The sequence below is a fragment of the Curtobacterium sp. PhB78 genome, from assembly GCF_003751685.1.
Lineage (GTDB): Bacteria > Actinomycetota > Actinomycetes > Actinomycetales > Microbacteriaceae > Curtobacterium.
On record NZ_RKIA01000003.1, the window covers coordinates 460,345 to 478,427 of the forward strand.

Genomic DNA, 18,083 nt, shown 5'->3' on the forward strand with positions numbered 1-18,083 from the left:
TTACTTGATGGAGTCGACCGCGGCAGCGGCCTTGTCGGCCAGGTCGGACGACAGGGCGGCCGACTTGGCCTCCTTCGCCGCAGCGTCCTGGGCGTCGCCGGAGACGACGTAGTTCAGGAAGCCCTTGACCAGGTCGGCCTTGTCCGAGTCCTTGTACTCCTGGCACGCGATGGCGTAGGAGACGAGGACGAGCGGCCAGGCGCCGTCAGCGGTGTCCTTGCGGTCGATGTCGATCGCGAGGTCGTTGTCCTCGCGGCCGGTGGCGACCTTCGAGTCGGCGACGACCTGCGCGGCGCCGTCGGCCGAGATCTCGGTGGCCTTGTCGCCGACCATCAGCTTCGCCTTGTCGAGGTCACCCGCGCCGGAGTCGTCGATGTAGGTGATCGCGTTGGAGGCGCTGCCCATGGCGGAGGCGACACCGGAGGTGCCCTTCGCGCTGTCACCGACCGAGTACGGGAAGGTCTGGCTCGGCTCTTCGGTCCAGACGTCGCCGGCGTTCGCGGAGACGTACTCCGAGAAGTTCTGCGTGGTGCCCGAGTCGTCGGAGCGGTGCACGACCGTGATGTTCGCGTCCGGCAGGTCGACGCCGTCGTTCAGGTCGGCGATCTGCGAGTCGTTCCACTTGGTGATCTTGCCCGAGAAGATGCCCGCGATGGTCTTCGCGTCGAGGGTCAGGTCGCTGACGCCGTCGACCTTGTAGGCGATCGCGATCGGGGAGATGTAGACCGGGATGTCGATGGCCTTGGTGTCGGCCTTGCACAGGTCGAAGGAGCCCGAGAGCTCCTCGTCGTTCAGTGCTGCGTCGGAGCCGGCGAAGTCCGCGGCGCCCGAGATGAAGTTCTTGCGGCCGGCGCCCGAGCCGTCGGGCGAGTAGTTCACCGTGACGCCCTTGGCGACGTCCTGGAAACCGGCGGCCCAGGTGGCCTGCGCGGTCTGCTGGGCGGACGAGCCGGAGCCGGTCAGGGTGCCGGTGAGGCTCGAGGAGCCGGTGTTGCTCGAGGAGGACTCGGTGCTGCCCGCGTCCTCGTTCGCCGCGCACGAGGAGAGCACGACTGCGCCGGCGATCGCGATTGCTGCGATCGAACCGATTCGCTTGATGTTCACAGGGGTCCCTTCGGGGATGGGGTGCAGTGGGACCACTGCGGTCCCTGGGCCGGTGCCGACCCGGGAGCGACTGTAGGGACGCGAGGTGACGGGGATCACGCGCGTTGGTGAACGGAAGGTGAACGAGGGGTTGTGCCGACCGGGAGGCGCGGATCGCGTTCCGGGCGCGGCGGACGCCCGGCACGTGGCCGGGTGCAGGGCGTGCGGTCGCTACGCCGGGATCGTGTTGCGGTGCGTCTCGACGGCGACGAGGGTCTCGCCGGCGATGTGCATCACCGAGAAGTCGCCGACCGAGAGCATCGCGGCGCGGCGGAGGTCGAACCGGCCGGAGTCGTCGGCGGTCGCGGTGGCGATCCGGGCGATGATGTCCGGCAGCACCGGCCCGTGCGAGCACAGCACCGCGGTCTTGCCCTTGTCGAGCCGGCGGCGGACGATGCCCTTGACGTCGGCGGCGCCGCGGTCGTGGGCGTCCTGGCTGATGTCGGGGGTGCTCGAGACGCCGAGCTTCGTGGTGGCGGACAGCGGTTCGACGGTGGCGAGGCACCGGGCCGCCGTGCTGCTCACGATCTTCTTCGGGCCGAACGCGGCGACGGGCGACGCAGCGGCCTTGGCCTGGGAACGACCGACGGGCAGGAGCGGACGGGTGGCGTCCGGGCCGTTCCAATCGGAACCGGGCACGGTCTTCGCGTGTCGCAGCGCGATCAGGGCGAACGTGCGGTGGTGGCCCGCGGCGGCGCGCTCGGCGAACCGGTCGAGGATCGCCACGTCGCGCTCGTACGTCAGACGGTTGCGGGCGTCGTCGATCGTGACCCACTCGAGGGCCGCGACCTCGTGGTTCGGGGTGAAGTCACCCGCGCGGGCGTACTCCTTCGACGAGACGCGGGCGGCCCAGTAGTGCACGACCTTGTCGCGACCGTTCGGCAGCACGTACTCCGCAGTGCCGAGCGGGGCGCCGAGGTGCACGCGGTACCCGGTCTCCTCGTCGATCTCGCGCACGGCGGTCGTCGGGACGGCCTCGCCCGGGTCGACCTTGCCCTTGGGCAGGGAGACGTCCTTGTGGTGGTCGCGGTGGATGAGCAGCACGAGAGGCGTGCCGTCCTGTTCGCGCCAGACGACTGCGCCGGCGGCGAGGACGGGGCCCGAGGGACCGCCGCTCACCGAGTGGAGCGCTTCCGAGCCGAGATCTTCCGCATCGTCACATTCTGCACGTCTTCGAGCGGGCGACCGTCATCGTCGGTCGAGTGCCGCGTCCACTCACCGTCGGACTCGAGGTGCCACGAGCTCGCGGTGTCGGCCATCGCCAGGTCGAACATCGCGAGCACCTCGTCGATGTGGTCCGGAGCCGTCAGCCGGACGAGGGCCTCGACGCGGCGGTCGAGGTTGCGGTGCATCATGTCGGCGCTGCCGATGAACACCGCCGGGTCGCCGTCGTTGTGGAACGCGAACGCACGGGAGTGCTCGAGGTACCGCCCGACGATGCTCCGCACCCGGATGGTGTCGCTCACGCCCTCCATCCCCGGCTTGAGGGAGCAGATGCCGCGCACCCAGACGTCCACCGGCACGCCGGCCTGGCTGGCCAGGTACAGGGCGTCGATGATCTGCTCGTCGACCATCGAGTTGACCTTGATCCGGATGCCGGACGGCTTGCCGGCACGCGCGTTGTCGGACTCGGTCTGGATCCGCTTGAGCAGCCCCTTGCGCAGGTGCAACGGCGCGACCAGCAGCCGCTTGAACTTCTTCTCGATCGCGTAGCCGGACAGCTCGTTGAACAGGCGCGTCAGGTCCTTGCCCACGGTGTCGTCGGCGGTGAACAGGCCCATGTCCTCGTAGATGCGCGAGGTCTTCGGGTTGTAGTTGCCCGTGCCGATGTGGCTGTAGTGCTTGAGCGTGCCGCCCTCTTGCCGGATGACGAGCACGAGCTTCGAGTGCGTCTTCAGCCCGACCAGGCCGTAGACGACGTGCACGCCGGCCTTCTCGAGCTTGCGGGCCCACGTGATGTTGTTCTGCTCGTCGAAGCGCGCCTTGATCTCGACGAGCGCCAGGACCTGCTTGCCCGCGGCGGCCGCGTCGATCAGGGCCTCGACGATGGGGCTGTCACCCGAGGTGCGGTACAGCGTCTGCTTGATCGCGAGCACGTGCGGGTCGGCCGCGGCCTGCTCGAGGAACGCCTGCACGCTCGTCGCGAAGGACTCGTACGGGTGGTGCACGAGGACGTCGTTCGCCTTGATCGCACGGAACAGGTCGGGCTTCGTGTTCGGCTCACCGGGCTGGAACTGCACCGGGGTCGTCGGCACGTGCTTCGGGTAGTGCAGGTCCGGGCGGTTGATCTTCGAGAGCTCGAACAGGCCACCGAGGTCGAGCGGCGACGGCAGCCGGAAGACCTCCTGCTCGGTGATGTCGAGTTCGCGCACGAGCAGGTCGAGGGTCACCGGGTCCATGTCCTCGGTGATCTCGAGACGGATGGGCGGACCGAACCGGCGACGCAGCAGCTCGCGCTCGAGTGCCTGGATGAGGTTCTCGGCCTCGTCCTCCTCGATCTCGACGTCCTCGTTGCGGGTGACCCGGAACACGTGGTGCTCGAGCACCTCCATTCCCGGGAACAGGTCGTCGAGGTGGTTCGCGATGAGGTCTTCGAGGGGGATGAAGCGCATCCGGCCGGAGTTGTCGTCCGGCAGCTTGATGAAGCGGGAGAAGTTCTGCGGCACCTTGAGGCGCGCGAACTCCTGGCGCTGCGACTTCGGGTTGCGGACCCGGACCGCCAGGTTGAGCGAGAGCCCCGAGATGTAGGGGAACGGGTGCGCCGGGTCGACCGCCAGGGGCATGAGCACCGGGAAGATCTGCTCGTTGAAGTACTCGCGCATCCGGAGCCGGTCGGCCTCGTCCAGGTCGGACCAGTGCTCGACGTGGATGCCGGCGGCATCGAGGTCGGGCTTGAGCGACCCGATGAACGCCTGGGCGTGCCGGTCCTGCAGCTCGTGTGCCTTCTTCGCGATGTCGCGCAGGACGTCGCTCGGGGCGCGGCCGACGTTGGTGGGCACGGCGATGCCGGTGTCGATGCGGCGCTTCAGGCCCGCGACCCGGACCATGAAGAACTCGTCGAGGTTGGACGCGAAGATCGCCAGGAAGTTCGCCCGCTCGAGCAGGGGCTGCGTGCGGTCCTCGCCCAGCTCGAGCACGCGCTGGTTGAAGCGGAGCCAGCTCAGCTCGCGGTCGAAGTAGCGGTCCGACGGCAGCGACTCGTGCTCGATCTCGACGACCTCGTCGAAGTCGTCGAGGTCGGGTGCGACGGATTCGCCGTCGAGCTGCGGTTCGGTGTCCATGTCCACATCCTGCCACCCGGGCTCCGTGGCCGGAGGGCGTCCGGTGGACGCTGTGGAAACACGCGGTGAACGCGCTCAGCCGGACGTCGACGGTCGGCGCAGGAGCGGGACGTGGCCCCACCGCGTCACGACGCGCCACGAGCACTCGACCGGGCCGTACGTGAACCGGCGCAGCCAGAGCCGGCTCGCGATCGACTGCACCGTGATCGAGAGGACTCCGATCACGACGACCGGCCACGAATCGGCACTGTGCCGCAGGTCGAGGGCCGGTCCCGCGACCCAGGCGATCACGGCCGCGGCCACGAAGTTCGTCAGGGCCATCCGGCCGAGCGGCTCGAACACGGCTGCGAGCACGCGCTGCGCCGGAGTGTGCCAGAGCAGGGCGAACCCGGCCGTGTACGCGATCGCCATGACGACCCCGGCGATGCCGCCCGGTGTGGTGAAGCGCGGATCGCCGGGCGTGGTCGTCTGCCACAGCACTGCCGGGACCGCCGCGACGGCAGCGACGCCGAACACCACGCCGATCCACCTGGTGCCGCGCTCGGCGACCCACGGCAGCCCGAACGCGGCCGACCCGGCGCCGAGCAGCATGAGTCCGGGCAGGCTCAGCACACCGCCGCCGGTGGACACGTACGCGGCGACCGTCCCCACGGCCCCGAGCAGCAGCACGGGGAGCCGGGGCAGCAGCAGGACGAACGGCATCACCACGAGACCGACCACGCCGTACTCCGCCAGGATGTTCCCGGGGTAGATCAGCCAGAGCAGTGCACCGATGGCGAAGAGGGCGACCAACCGTCGGACGAGCACCGCCCAGACGGCCGCACCACGTCGGCGCGCGCCGTCCTGCACGAACCACAGGCCCATGCCGAACAGGAACGCGAACACCGGGACGAAGCGCGTCTGCAGGGTGAAGTCGAGCACGTCCCGCACGGGGTCGTCGTGCATCGGGTCGAGGGCTGCCCCGATCTCGGTGATGTCAGCGATGTTCACGGCGATGATGCCGGCGAGTGCGAACCCGCGGACGGCGTCGAGCAGGTGTGCGCGGTGGGGGAGCGGCGGCGAGGTGGTCATGCCTCCGATCCCAGCGGAGGGCGCACCGGTCTCGCGTCGTTCCGACGGATGATATTCCGTACATCACCAGAAGTACCGCGCTACGGCGAGGAGGAATGGTCACGATATACGAACGGTGACATCTGCGCCGGATTGTGGGTATGGTGGGTCCCGTCAGAGCCTCCGGGGGGATTCCACTGCGCGGGGGTGCAGCTACGAATGAAAGAGGTTCATCATGTCGCGTGTCCTTTCGACCGAGCAGGCCAAGACCGCCATCCGTCAGGTGCAGTCGATCATCAACGGTGGGTTCACCGACCAGATCTCGCAGCTCGACGCCCAGGGCCGGATCCTGTCCGACTCCAACGTCTGGGACGGCCCGCTCGCGGCGACGTTCCGTGGGTCGACCTGGCCGGAGACCAAGGCCGCCCTCGACAAGGCGAAGACCGAGCTGGAGCAGCTCCGCACGCAGCTCGACAAGATCTCGCAGGACATCTTCACCGCGGGTGGCGGCGCGTAAGCAGCCACTCGTTCCGCCCGGACCGTCGCGCTCGCGGCGGTCCGGGCGTTCGCGGTCGGTGGGGCCGCGTGACCAGCACGACCAGTACGACTTCGGGGGATGAACCATGGCTGACCTGCACGGCAACGATCCGGTCAAGTTCGACAACGGTACGGCCGACGCACTCAGCACGGCGCTGAACGGCGCGGCCGAGTCGATCGAGGGGCAGGCCGGCTCACGGCAGTCCTACGTCACCACCGCGGCACAGGAGTTCCGCGGGCACTTCTCCGAACTCTTCGCGCAGAACGCGTCGACGGCAGCGTCCGACGGTTCGACGATCGCCGCGAACCTCCGCACCGTCGCGGGGTGGGTCGACAAGATGACGGCCGCTGCCGAGCGGGAGAACGCTCGCCGTAAGGAAGCCCGCGACTGGGAAGCGGAGTACGGCGACCGGAACTTCTTCGAGTGGGTGCACGACAAGGTCGCCGGGGCTCCCGTGCCGCCCACCGTCCACCACGAGGACGCACCGACCTTCGACCAGGCGACCGGACCGAGCACTCCGCGCCAGACGCCGAACCCCGGCTCCGGTGGCGGGGGCGGCGGTGGGACGTCGTCCGCCAAGCCCGCCGACCTCCGCTCGTTCGCCACCGGGTCGTCGACACTGAACCAGTCGCTCGACGGCAAGCCGGCCGGTCTGCGCGGCAAGCTCACCGACTTCGCGTCGAAGTGCTCCTGGGGGCACATCGACGCGACGAGCCTGGTGAACGCCTTCGAGCAGTGGATCACCGCCAACGGCCAGGACGTCACGTGGGCGAACACCATCGCCGACGCGTTCGCTGCTGCCGGCGGTGAAGGCGCCGTCTCCACGGTCTCGGACGCCGCGCTCGCCGCAGCCCTGGCTGCCGCGGGGGTCTCGCAGTCCCGCACCGACCTGCAGTTCGATCCGCCGTCGGCCTACGGGGCCCAGCCGACGACCGGCTACTCGATGGACCCGGTCAACACCACGACGGGCAACTTCCTCGAACCGGAGCTCGACCTCGGGTTCACCGGTGCATCTGCAGCGCTGCAGGTCACCCGCATGTACAACTCCCTCGACCAGCACGTCGGGCTCTTCGGTCCGGGGTGGGCGTCGATCTTCGAGACCCGCCTGCTCCTCGACGACGAAGGCGCGTCGTTCGTCGGAGCCGACGGTCGCCAGGTGCGCTTCCCGCGCGACGGCGAGGGGTGGGCCCGCGGCGTCGGCGAGAACCGCTGGCTCGCGGCCGAGGGTGACCGGCTCGTCGTCCGCGACAACCAGGGCGGGCGCATCGACTTCTCGCCGTCCGGGCTGTGGCTCGGACAGCGCGGTGGGGCCGGCACCGCGGTCCGCGTCGAGCGGGACGGCGCCGACGTCGTCGTGCGCCTGGTGCACGAGCGCGGTCGCTCGATCGACATCGACCACGTCGACGGCCGGGTGGCGGTGCTCCGCGCCTCCGACGGCCGCCGGGTCGAGTACGGGTACGACGATCGCGGCCGACTCGTCTCGGCGACCGATGCCGTCGGCACCCGGACCTACGGCTGGAACGACGACGACCTGATCACGACGGTCACGAGCGCGGCCGGTGTCGTCGAGGTCGACAACACCTACGACGACCAGCGTCGCGTCGTCGAGCAGGCCAGCCCGCACGGCCGCACGGTGCGGTTCGCGTACCTGCCCGGTCGTGTCACGGTGGTGTCCGACCACGACGGCTCGCGGTCGAACTCCTACATCGCCGACGCCAAGGGGCGTCTCGTCGGGGTCATCGACTCCGACGACCGCCGCCAGTCGATGAGCTACGACCGGCACGGCAACCTCGTGTCGGCGACCGAGCGCGACGGCTCGGTGACCGTCCACGCCTACGACGACCGCGGCCGGAAGACCCGCACCGTCACGCCGTCCGGCGGTGACCTGACCTACGGGTACGACGAGCAGGACCGCGTCACGACCGTCGTCACCGAGGCCGGCGCCGTCGTCGCGTACGAGTACGTGGGCGACGACCGCGACCCGTCGGTGATCACCGACCCGGTCGGGGGCCGGACGGAGCTGACCTGGCAGGACGGCGCCCTCACCCGCGTCGTCGACCCGGCCGGCGTGGTCCTGACGCTTTCCCACGACGCGTTCGGCGAGCTCGCCGCGACCACGAACGCTGTCGGCGACACCGCGCGGATCGAGCGCGATCCGGCCGGTCGCCCGGTCGCCGCGGTCAGCCCCTCCGGCGCACGGAGCGAGTACCGCTACGACGCAGCGGGGCTCCTCGTCGAACGACGTGACGCCGACGGAGCCGTCTGGCGCTTCGAGTACGGCGCCGGCTCACGCATCGCAGCGGTCGTGGACCCGCTCGGAGCACGCACCACGTTCGACTACGCCCCGAACGGCGAGCTCGCGACGACCACCGACCCGCTGGGTCGGCGTGTCTCGCGGACGTTCGACGACCAGGGCAACCTGGCGGAGCTCGTGTTGCCGGGCGACGCGGTCTGGACGCTCGCGCACGACGCCTTGTCGCGCCTCCAGGCCATCACCGACCCCGCCGGCGCCACCTGGCGTCGTGAGTACGACGTCGTCGGCGAGCTGACGGCGACCGTCGACCCGACGGGCGTCCGCCAGGAGTTCTCGGACGACGTCGCGACCGGCGTCGCGACCCTGCGTGACGCCTTCGACACCGCGACCGTCCGGTTCGACGAGTACGGCCGACCGGTCGAGTCGACCTCCGACGAGACCGGTTCCGAACTCGTCACCTACGACGCTGCCGGCCGACCCGTCGAACTCGTCGACGGCGAAGGCGGTTTGACCCGACTCGAGCGCGACCTCGCCGGCCGTGTCGTCGCCTTGGTCGCCCCCTCGGGGGCGCGCTCGACCTACGAGTACGACGCCTGCGGTCGACCCACCGCGGCGACTGACGCCGCCGGGGCGCGGACGACGCTCGCCCACGACGCGGACTCCCGCGTCGTGGCCCGGACCCTGCCCACCGGCGAGGTCGAGGAGGTCACGTACGACGCCGTCGGACGTGTGGTCACGCAGACGACTCCGGGTTCCGGCACCGCGCGGTTCCGGTACGACGAAGCCGGGAGGCTCGTCTCCAGCCACGACGCACGCTTCGGCCGTCGTCGGTTCCGCTACGACCCCGCGGGGCAGCTGATCCAGGTCGTCAACGGTCTCGACGGGGGCACCTCGTTCGAGTACGACGACCGGGGAAGGCTGGTGACGATCACCGACCCTGCCGGCGGGACCACGCGACGCGAGTACGACGCCGCCGACCGTGTGGTCGCCGTCACCGACGCGCTCGGCCGCACCACCACCGCGGCCTACGACCCGGCCGGGCGCCAGATCCGCCAGACCGATCCCGACGGCCGCACGACGGAGTGGACCCACGACGCGGCTGGCCGACAGCGGGCCGTGCTCGTCGACGGTGCGGTGCAGTCGGAGATCTCCCGCGACGCCGTCCACCGCACGGTCGTCGTGGCGGACCACACCCGTGGTGCCGGTCGGACGATCGAGCACGAGCTCCAGCACGACCGCCGTGGCCTGCTCGTCCGCCGTGCCCGAGGCGACCAGTCCGTCGCGTGGGAGTACGACGCCGACGGCAACCGCACGGCTCGGGTCGACCCGAACGGCACCCGCACCACCTACCGTCGCGATGCCGTCGGCCGGGTCGTCGGGGTGGAACGGGACGGCGCCCCTGCCGGCACGTTCTCGTACGACGCCTCGGGCCGGATCGTCCAGGCAGCCACTGGTGAACTGGTGCAGTCGTGGTCGTACGAGGGTGGCGCACTCGTCGCGCACACCTCGACGACGCTCGACGGTGCCACCACCACGCGCATCGAGCGCGATGCCGACGCGCGGATCACCGCGATCGACGGACCGTCCGGAGCGGTGTCGTTCGAGTACGACGCCGCCGAGCAGCTCGTCCGCGCCGGGGACTCGACGTGGACCTACGACGACGGTGGGCGACTCGTCGCCGAGACCGTCGGCGGTGTCGAGACGCGCCACGAGTACGACGCCGCCGGACAGATCATCGCGACGATCACCGAGGCCGGCCGGACCGAGTACGTCCACGACGGTCTCGGCCGACGCATCCGGCGGACCACCGCCGACGGTTCGACCACCGAGTACGCGTGGTCCGACCTGGGGTACCTCGCTGCCGTCGTCGACCGCGACGCCGCGTACGCCGAGACCGGTCGGCTCGACGTCTGGGTCGATGCCCTGGGTGAACTCGCCGAGGTGGCCGGGGTCGCGGCGTGGTGGGACTCCGCCGCGGTCGTGCCGTCACTCATCAGCATCGCCGACACGTCGCTGCTCGACCTGCCGGGGGGTGTCACCGCGATCGGCGATGTCGTCACGCGGCCCGCGTGGCGCAGTGCTCGCGCCACCGATGCTGCGGATCCGTGGGCCGCGCTCGCTGCCGTCACCGACGTCGGACTGCCCGCGGGGGTGGCACTGACCGGTTCCGGCGGGGTGTCCATCGCCGGGCTGGAGTGGCTCGGCGCCCGTGTGTACGACCCGGCGGCGCGGGGCTTCCTGTCGGTCGACCCGCTCGCGCCGATCCTGGGTGCGGCGTGGTCGGGGAACCCCTACTCGTACGCCGGCAACGATCCGTTGCAGGCCGTCGACCCGCTCGGGCTCCGGCCGGCGACGGACAAAGACCTGCAGGCGTACCGGGATGCGAACCAGGGGGCGATCGCTGCTGTCGGGAGCTGGTGGGACGACAACTGGGAGTACGTGGTCGCGGGGGTTGCGATCGCTGGCGGCATCGCGCTCATGTGCACCGGGGTCGGCGGCCCTGCTGGAATCGCGCTCATGGCTGCGTCTGGGGCGTTGCTCAGCGGGGGCGTCTCGGTGGCGTCGCAGAAAGCACAGACCGGAAAAGTAGATTGGGGCAGAGTCGGAGTCGACACTGCTGTGGGCGGCGTGCTCGGTGCAGCCGGTGGCGGAGCAATGATGTTCGGCAAGGCTGCCATGGCAGGCGCACCTGCAGGCCAAGCGGCGCGAGCCGTCGCGGTCAACATGGGTGTCAACGGAGGGGTCGGTGCTGTGAGTGGTGGTGTGACCAACCTTCAGAAGAACGGCTGGCAGATCCGCAACGGGTGGGAGTTTGCGGGGGACGTCGTCGGCGGTGGTGTGTCCGGTGCTGCCGGAGGAATGGCTGGTCCGGCCGGGGGCACGATCGCTAAGGAAATCGGGTACTCAGCGTCCGGAGCGCTCGCTCAGGGGACGTCCCTGGTGCTGAGCGGCGCATCAACGGCGGCCGGGACGGCAGTTAGTCAGGTGATCAGCGGGGACGGAGTGGATCTCGGCACTGTGGCGCAGAACGGAGCCACGGGTATGGCGGGCACGTACGTCAGTGGGAGGATCCTCCCGGGTCAGCACGGAGTGGATACCCTTGCGCAGATGCCCTACTTCCACCCGCGAACCCCCTCCGGCGCGTTCAACTTCTTGCAGAAGAACACGAGCACCTTGTGGGGATCGGCCGTCGGCGGTTCGGTCGTGGGAGGTCTTTTCGGATGACGAGTCGATCAAGCCGTCGAATGCGACCTTGGTTCGTCGATGCCGTTGCAGCCCTCGCTTGCCTGGCAATCGCCTGGTGGCGCTTGCGGAGTGGTCCCGAGGACATCAACGTCCCCGCGGCGATCATTGTCGGTGCCGTTGCTCTCGGCTACGGGAGCGCCGTCGGATGCTGGTCGAAGCTGAACGATCGTCGCCCGGTGGTACTGGCCGCGCTGATGGTGGTTGTGATCTTGGTCTTCATCGGCCTCGTCGGCGCTGCTCGGCCGATTGCGGGTCTTCAATGGTTGTGGCTTCTCACCGCCTTTGCCGGTCTGATCAGTGGCGCAGCGGTCGGCGATCGCGTGAGCGTACGGCTCCGGGGAACTGCGCAACCGAGGATCCAGCGCTGACCAATCCTGTGTGAGCTGCTTGGTACAGACAAGCGGTGTCCGTTGCGGAGTCGACGGGGCAGTGGGTCAGCGCGCACATTCTCGTAGCCAAGAATGCAGTCGCTCAACTTCGACCGCCGTGAGCGTGTGCGCGACGGCCTCGACGTTCGGCGTGATGACGAGAGCGATTGCGTCGCCCGGCACGTTTTGTCGCGCCGCATCGATGGGTGCTCCCGTGTCCTGTTCTCCGCCGAAGAACAGGAATGCGGTCGGAGTCGAATCAGACTCGATCTGTTGCACCCGACGGTTGACAAGGCTCGAGAGCTCTTCGCCACGAAAGACGGCGACGACGCTCGCAATCTCCATTGTCACGATGAGCTGGAGGCGACGGGTCAAGCCGCGGGGTTCGGCGGAAGCTGTGATCCGAAGACCGCCGGAATCCCACGTCGACGGTGACGGCATCTGGATCGCTCCCGCCCTGGAGGCACGCTTTTCGAACATGCCGAAATGCTACTGACGTGTGCTGGTGGGCGGGCCGCCCGCGAGCAGGAAGGCCCTCGCAGACCCCGATGAAACCGGTCAGATCGACGTCCAACGGAGACGGCTCCATCACCCTCGGCGCCGACGGCCGTCCCCTTGAAGCCGACGACGGCGCGGGCGGACTGACCCGCCTCAGACCTGATCTCGCAGGCCATCCTGGGACGGTGGACTGCCTGCCGGCTGGCCAGATTGTCGGCACGACGGGCGTCGGAGTCACGGTTGACTGACACCGGCGCTGAACGGCGCGTGCGGCGGGACAGGGTCGCGGCATCGATCGTCCTCGCTGTCGTTGTCCTCGTGCCCCTGCTGGGCTTCTTCGTCGGGCCGATCACGTTGAAGGTGTACGACGCAGGACACCGGGTGCATGCAGTCTGTACCGTCACCTCTGCCCACAGCAGCGCCGGATCGTCCCACTCGCTGAAGGGGATCGGTTCGTCGACGGCGCAGATCGTGTTCGAGACTTCGGACTGCGGAACACTCGTTCTGCAGCGGGGCGTCACCCGCGACAACGAGGACGACCTCGCCGAGAGCATCGTCCCGGGCGAGCGCTATGAGTTCGACGTCGGCGCGGCCTCCTTCGCCATGCGGAGCTTCCTCAACACGATTCGACAAGCCGTCTACGTCAACAGCTTCGAGCTGGCCTGAGGGCGGCTGAGGCGCTCGTCAGTGCCCGAAGACCCGGACGAATTCGTTCCACTGCGTCGGCGCACGCTGCTCGAGCCATGCGCACAGTTCCGGGTAGGCCGCATCGATGGAGACGACGCTGATGACGCCGCGCTGCCCGTTCACCTTGATGTCGAGTCCACCGAACCGGTTGGTGGTGGGCCGGATGTGCTTGATCGCCGCCGGGTCGACGGTCCGCGGGGCGCGGAACATCGGGGTGACCACCAGCTGCGAGTCGTACGCCTCGACGCGACGGCGCTTCTGCCCGACGCCGAGGTAGACGAACAACAGCCCGAACAGCACCATGCCGACGCCGGCAATGAGCATCCCGATCGCGTCGGGGTCGTCGAGCATGCTGAGCGTGGCCAGGAAGAAGAACCCGCCGACGACGATGAACACGATCCCGATGATCCGGAGCAGCAGGTAGTTCCACCGGCGTGCGCGGACGGTGAAGAGCACGCCGTAGGCCTCGTCGCCGACGACGGTGGACGGTGGTCGCTTGCGATCGCTGCGGCGGACGAGCGCGCTGACGGCGGCCGGGATCGCGATCATCGCGAGCAGCGCGATGAGGACCGGCGAGAGGTTGAGTGTCACCGATCTGCCCCCGGTCGTGCGTGCGGACGTCGTCGTTCGATGGGCCCGAAGCCCTGGTCCCCCTGGATCATGCGTGCAGAGTATCAGCGCGGTTGTGGAAGGCGAACGCGCAACTCGCCGGATGCGATACGTTGTATTCCAGTCGGGGCGTGTGGCCCGAACGGGGGCGGCCAGGGCGGCCGATCGACGCGGACCCGACGCCATCGAGCAACTAGCATCGATGTGCTCGACGATTCTCTTGGGGGGAAGACCGTGATCAACCAGCGTGCCGGGAACACCGGAGCACGAAGCACCACTCGCCGGCTCGTGGGGGCGGTCGCCGTCACCGGCATCGCCGCTCTGGTGCTCGCCGGGTGCACGTCCGACGACAAGCCGGTGGCTGACCCGTCACGGATCTTGCAGACGGTCGACACGCGTCTGGCCGCGGACGGCTCGATCACGTCGATCTCCGACACCGCGATCTCCGTCGCGGGCAAGGACTCCTCGTCAGCGACGACCGACCACGACCCCGCGAAGGCGGCTGGTGACCTCCCGCTCCGCATCACGACGCAGTACTCGACGTCGAAGAAGACCGGTACCGACCTTGCCGACCTCGACGGGTACTCGGGTCGTATCGCGATCGACCTGACGATCGAGAACCTCACGGTCACGTCGAAGAACCTGACCTACGACGTCGCCGGGACCTCCCGCTCGACGCCGGCGCTCGTGGGTGCACCGTTCAGCGTCGCGGCCTCGACCGTCCTCACCGGCACCGCGGCCGACCGCATCGTCACCGATGCCGCTGACTCCGGTTCGTCCACGGACGGCGTCGTCAGCACGAACGAGGACGGGGACGCGGTCGTCCAGTGGGGTCGCCTGCTGGCACCGCCGACATCCGGCGCGAGCAGCACGCTGCACCTCGTCGCCGACGTCAAGGACTTCACGGCACCGACGTTCGACGTCGCCGCGCAGCCCGGGCTGTCCACGGACCTGTCCTCGACCGGCGTGGTGAACGCGGCGTTCGGGTCCGACAGTGACTCCGAACTCGCGCTCCAGCGCCGCACCATCGACCTCATCTCGCAGGTGAACGAGGTGCTCGCACGAGCGGGCGGCACGATCACCGAGGTCCGGTCCAACCTCGAGACCACGTCGAAGACCCTCGGCGTCAGCACGGCCGAGCGGCTCAAGGAGAGCAGCTCGTCCTTGGCGGGCACCATGCGGTCCCTGTCCGGCGAGCTCGGTTCCCTGAACGGCGACCTCGGCGCGACCGTGAAGGCGACACAGTCCACCGTGCTGCAGCAGCTCCAGCAGACCACGACGAGTCTCGACAGCCTGCTCGGCGACACCTCGGCGACGGCACCGGCCACGGTGCTCGACGGCAACGGGTGCGCGGCGACGCCGAAGACCTCGGCCGCGGGCGGCAGCGTCTACGGCAACCTGCTCCGCGTCTCGTCGCAGCTCGAGGGCTACGCCGACGCGAGCGAGGCGTGCAAGCAGCAGGTCAGTGCGCAGTTGGCGGGATCCGTCGGCCCGGCGTCACCGGACGCAGCGACGTGCGCCCCTCAGGAGGCCCGTGGATCGTTGACCTGCGCGCTCTGGGAATCGTCGCGTGCGGTGAGCACCTCGTTGATCGGTCTGGTCAGCACCGGGCAGCAGCTCGCCGACCAGCTCGACCCCAAGCTCGCGGACACGGCGATCGAGCAGTCGAACGCCCTGCGCGCCAAGCTCGGCGAGATCGACACCGCGGTCCAGGCCCTCGGAAGCGACGGCACCGGCGAGGTTGCTCGCACCCTGCAGGCTTTGCAGGACCTGCGTGACCAGACCGCCGACGACCTCGGCCCCGTGCGCGACGCCGTCACGACGGTGAACCGGCAGGCAATCGCAGCGAGCGGGCTCGTGGGCAACGCCGGCGATGGTCTGTTCAGCACCTCGATGCAGGCGCAGAACCGTGAGGTCGCCGACCAGCTCTGCGCCCTCGCGGCAACCGACCAGCTCGACGCGGAACAGGCGGATGCGCTGCGGGGCTACCTGACCGCGACCCCCTGCCCCGGCGCCGAAGAGGGCACGACGCTGAAGCCCGGTGGACGGTTCAGCACCCCGATGGATGAACGCCTCACGGACCAGGCGAAGCAGTGGGACGCGGTGATCGCGGCAACCGATCTCCGTTCCGCGACCGGCATCGGTGCCGCGATCACGACGCTGTCCGACGACGTCGATGCACTCGACGACGGCATCGAGGAGGTGCGTCGAGCGGTGCGCAATGACGGGGGTTCGGTCGACGGCGCAGCCCGCCAGCTCGAGGAACTCGTCGAGCAGGCAACGAAGTCGAGCGATGTGGTCGGCACCCAGCTGACCGCGATCAGCGCCCAGCAGACCGAGCTGCAGGACGCCGTCCGCAAGGCCTTCGCAGACGCGTCCACGCAGTCCGAGAAGGACGTCCAGGAGATCATCGACCAGCAGGTGCGGCAGGTCAGCGAGACGGCGAAGGGCAGTCGTGACGCCGTCATCTCGGCCTTCGACAAGTCGATCGCCGGCCTCCGGTCCACCTCGGGCGAGGTCACGAAGGACTCGAAGGGCACGATCGACGAGCAGAAGAGCACGCTCGAGCAAGAGGGTTCGGAGCTCTCCTCCGCGGTCGACCGGCAGACGGCGTCCAGCCTCGAGCGGATCGCGGCCAGCACGAGCGCCTCGACGCGTGACGTCCAGGGTGCCTCGACGCTGCTGACCGGCGACCTCAACCGGGTGATGCTCGACCTGGGCGACCGCAAGGTCAACGGCTCCGGCATCCTCGGCGCCATGGCCACGAGCGCGGCGAAGTCCGACTCCGCCGACTACCAGCTCGCCCTGGCGTCGCAGAACGCCGCGGGGTACGCGAACGTCCGGGCCGAGGACGTCGCCGGCATCCTGCTCCAGCAAGAGCAGTTCCGTGCATCGCTCGATGCGGCGACGACGCTGCCGGCGTTCCAGCTGAAGGTCCCGGCCAGCGCGACGTCGACCACGCTGTACACCTTCCGGATCGGGGCGGACCGATGAGCGACCAGACGACCGAAGCCACGGCGACCGAGAGCGCCGACGGAACGCGTCCGCGCAGCCGCCGTCCGCTGCTCTTCGTCGGCATCGCGGTGCTCCTGGTGGCCGCGGTGGTCGCCGCCGTCCTGACGTTCCGGGCGTTCGGCAGCAGCACCCCGGCCGAAGCGGTCTCGGCGACCGTGCCGGTGAAGATCACGGTGGCGCACGTCCCGGCGCAGACGACGATCGGCGTCATCGTCACCCTCGGCGACGGCGAGGGATCCGAGTGGAACGAAGCGGCGCAGGGTGCGCTGGTGGCGGAGCGTCGGCTCGCACTCGGTGGCACCGACGTCGCGCTCGTCACGAAGAACGACGGCGGAACCGCTGCCGGGGGCAAGGCCGCGGTCGAGTCCCTCGCGAAGAGCGGGGTCGCGGGCATCGTCGTCGCCTCGTCGGGCAGCCACGTGTCCGGCGCCCTCACTGCTGCTGCGGCGAAGGGCATGCCGGTCGTCCTGCCCTACGCTCCGGCGGAGAAGGACTCCTGGTCGACGGCGCCGGCCGCTGACTCGATCAGCAAGGCGATGACGACGGCACTCGGTGACGCCGACGCTCCACTGCTGGTCGACCTGGGCGGCGGTGCTCCGGCGGGCCTGCGGGTGGCGCACGTCCTGGACGGTGACGACACCGCGGACACCGCAGCGCTCGCCACGACCGTCGCCGAGCGCACCGGCGCAACGAGCAACGAGCAAGACGCGGACGCAGATGCCGACGCCGACGCGAAGACCCCGACGCCTGACTCCGACGCCGTCGTCGTCAGCGGCTCCGCAGAACGCCAGGGTGCCTTCGTCGCCGCGCTCCAGGCGGAGAACGTCACGGTGCCGGTCGTCCTCACGCCGGATGCGACGAGCCCGGCGTTCGGCACCGCACTCGTCGAGGCCGGCGGCAGCCTGAGCGGTTCCTTCCGGACCGTGGGCGTCGCCACCGACGACGCTCGAGCGCTCGCCTCCGACGCCGGGGGCCGCGCGATGTCCGCCTTCCTCGGTGGTGTCCGGGTGCTCGCCGGCGATCAGGACGCCGAGAACCTGACCGGTGACCAGCCGTTCTCGGCGGTCGCGGGCGCAGCGGACTCGCGTAGCCACGACGCCGTCCTCGCCCTGGTCCGCGCCGTCGGCAACGCGCGGAGCGTCGAGCCGGCGGACGTCACCGACGCCCTCGCTGCGCTCGACCTCGACGCCGATGCGGGCATCGCCGGTCCGGCGCTCGACTTCACGAAGCAGCAGGCACTCGGCGCACACGCGACGGTGCTCGCGGCGTCGGCACAGCAGCTCGGTCTCCGTCCGGCCAGCACCGCGTCCGGCGACGGCACCGGGAGCGGAACCGACGCTGCCCGGACCGCGTCGCTCGTCTGGTTCGACGACTCCAGCACGGACTGACCCACC

The 18,083-nt window shown here is 69.8% G+C and carries 12 protein-coding genes; 6 read left to right on the forward strand and 6 right to left on the reverse strand.

Features of this window, described 5'->3' with window-relative positions; translation table 11 throughout:
- From pstS to EDF53_RS09160, 4 genes are all read right to left on the reverse strand, one after another.
- Entirely contained in the window at positions 1–1,104 is a 1,104-nt protein-coding gene (pstS, locus tag EDF53_RS09145) for a phosphate ABC transporter substrate-binding protein PstS (RefSeq protein WP_123293275.1), read from the reverse strand.
- 210 nt (positions 1,105–1,314) lie between these two features.
- A complete protein-coding gene (locus EDF53_RS09150; protein ID WP_123293276.1) occupies positions 1,315–2,262 on the reverse strand; it encodes an NUDIX domain-containing protein in 948 nt (315 codons plus the stop codon).
- Positions 2,259–4,424, reverse strand: coding sequence for an RNA degradosome polyphosphate kinase (locus tag EDF53_RS09155; protein ID WP_123293277.1), 2,166 nt, complete (start codon positions 4,422–4,424; stop codon positions 2,259–2,261). The genes EDF53_RS09150 and EDF53_RS09155 overlap by 4 nt, the downstream gene beginning before the upstream one ends.
- Before the next feature lie 75 nt (positions 4,425–4,499).
- Entirely contained in the window at positions 4,500–5,495 is a 996-nt protein-coding gene (locus tag EDF53_RS09160; protein WP_123293278.1) for a DUF418 domain-containing protein, read from the reverse strand.
- A 214-nt stretch (positions 5,496–5,709) separates the two neighbouring features.
- Between EDF53_RS09160 and EDF53_RS09165 the strand changes: the two genes are divergently transcribed.
- The 3 genes from EDF53_RS09165 (at position 5,710) to EDF53_RS18965 (ending at position 11,880) form a co-directional block, all read left to right on the forward strand.
- The gene (locus EDF53_RS09165; RefSeq protein ID WP_027466625.1) at positions 5,710–5,991 is read left to right on the forward strand and encodes a hypothetical protein; all 282 of its coding nucleotides are present in this window, start codon (positions 5,710–5,712) and stop codon (positions 5,989–5,991) included.
- 106 nt (positions 5,992–6,097) lie between these two features.
- Positions 6,098–11,491: a DUF6531 domain-containing protein gene (locus tag EDF53_RS09170; RefSeq protein WP_123293279.1), complete on the forward strand. Its 5,394-nt coding sequence runs from the start codon at positions 6,098–6,100 to the stop codon at positions 11,489–11,491.
- A gap of 20 nt (positions 11,492–11,511) precedes the next feature.
- Positions 11,512–11,880: a hypothetical protein gene (locus EDF53_RS18965; protein WP_133937242.1), complete on the forward strand. Its 369-nt coding sequence runs from the start codon at positions 11,512–11,514 to the stop codon at positions 11,878–11,880.
- A 66-nt stretch (positions 11,881–11,946) separates the two neighbouring features.
- Here the strand turns inward: EDF53_RS18965 and EDF53_RS09180 are convergent, their stop codons facing one another.
- Positions 11,947–12,360, reverse strand: a complete 414-nt coding sequence (locus EDF53_RS09180) for a hypothetical protein (RefSeq protein ID WP_123293281.1) — start codon at positions 12,358–12,360, stop codon at positions 11,947–11,949.
- Between the two features lie 258 nt (positions 12,361–12,618).
- On the opposite strand from EDF53_RS09180, the gene EDF53_RS09185 reads away from it, so the two are divergent.
- The gene (locus EDF53_RS09185; protein WP_131877505.1) at positions 12,619–13,044 is read left to right on the forward strand and encodes a hypothetical protein; all 426 of its coding nucleotides are present in this window, start codon (positions 12,619–12,621) and stop codon (positions 13,042–13,044) included.
- Positions 13,045–13,062: 18 nt separating this feature from the next.
- Here the strand turns inward: EDF53_RS09185 and EDF53_RS09190 are convergent, their stop codons facing one another.
- Positions 13,063–13,656: a hypothetical protein gene (locus tag EDF53_RS09190; protein ID WP_123293283.1), complete on the reverse strand. Its 594-nt coding sequence runs from the start codon at positions 13,654–13,656 to the stop codon at positions 13,063–13,065.
- Between the two features lie 252 nt (positions 13,657–13,908).
- Between EDF53_RS09190 and EDF53_RS09195 the strand changes: the two genes are divergently transcribed.
- Both EDF53_RS09195 and EDF53_RS09200 read left to right on the forward strand, forming a co-directional pair.
- Positions 13,909–16,668, forward strand: coding sequence for a hypothetical protein (locus EDF53_RS09195; protein ID WP_123293284.1), 2,760 nt, complete (start codon positions 13,909–13,911; stop codon positions 16,666–16,668).
- Entirely contained in the window at positions 16,665–18,077 is a 1,413-nt protein-coding gene (locus tag EDF53_RS09200; RefSeq protein WP_123293285.1) for a hypothetical protein, read from the forward strand. Before EDF53_RS09195 ends, EDF53_RS09200 begins: the two co-directional genes overlap by 4 nt.
- Positions 18,078–18,083: the final 6 nt, after the last annotated feature.